The organism is Rhizobium herbae (genome assembly GCF_019511375.1).
Taxonomy (GTDB): Bacteria; Pseudomonadota; Alphaproteobacteria; order Rhizobiales; family Rhizobiaceae; genus Pararhizobium; species Pararhizobium herbae_A.
This window is the reverse complement of record NZ_JAEUAO010000013.1, coordinates 1-429: the sequence shown is the minus strand read 5'-3', so window position 1 is coordinate 429 and position 429 is coordinate 1. Positions and strand designations below refer to the sequence as shown.

The 429-nt window shown below is 62.7% G+C and carries 1 protein-coding gene; it reads right to left on the bottom strand.

What is annotated here, in order from left to right; genetic code table 11:
• Positions 1-189: 189 nt before the first annotated feature.
• Positions 190-429 (bottom strand): glutathione S-transferase C-terminal domain-containing protein (locus JNB71_RS24240; RefSeq protein WP_220374315.1); only part of this gene is annotated, 240 nt, incomplete at its 5' end.

Sequence of the window (429 nt, the reverse complement as noted above, 5' to 3'; positions counted from 1 at the left end):
CGATCAGGTGGTGGATTTGCTGATCGATCTGCAGGACATCCACGATCTGACGGCCATTGAAAGCTGGCCTGCCGCGCTGGAAGATATTGGCCGACGGCTGCCCCGCCAGTTGTCCTGCCAGTTGTCCGCTACGCCGCTGGCAGCCTGAACGGTGCATTCACCGCGAACCCGGCCTCGCGCCGGGTTTCGTCATTTCAGCGCATCAAGCTCGGGGTAGTGGCGAAAGATGCCCATCGTGTTGAACGGAATGCGACGCGGCGATTCCAGATACGCCGCGATGTTCGGCAGCGCCGCCACGCGATCATGCAGCGCAACCAGATGCGGCAGCTCCCGCTCGTAGCGCTGCATGTGGCGAGGAAACGCGTAGCGCAGCCCGGCCACGATCTGGAATAGCGACAAATCCACATAGGTCAGCGCATCGCGCACGGC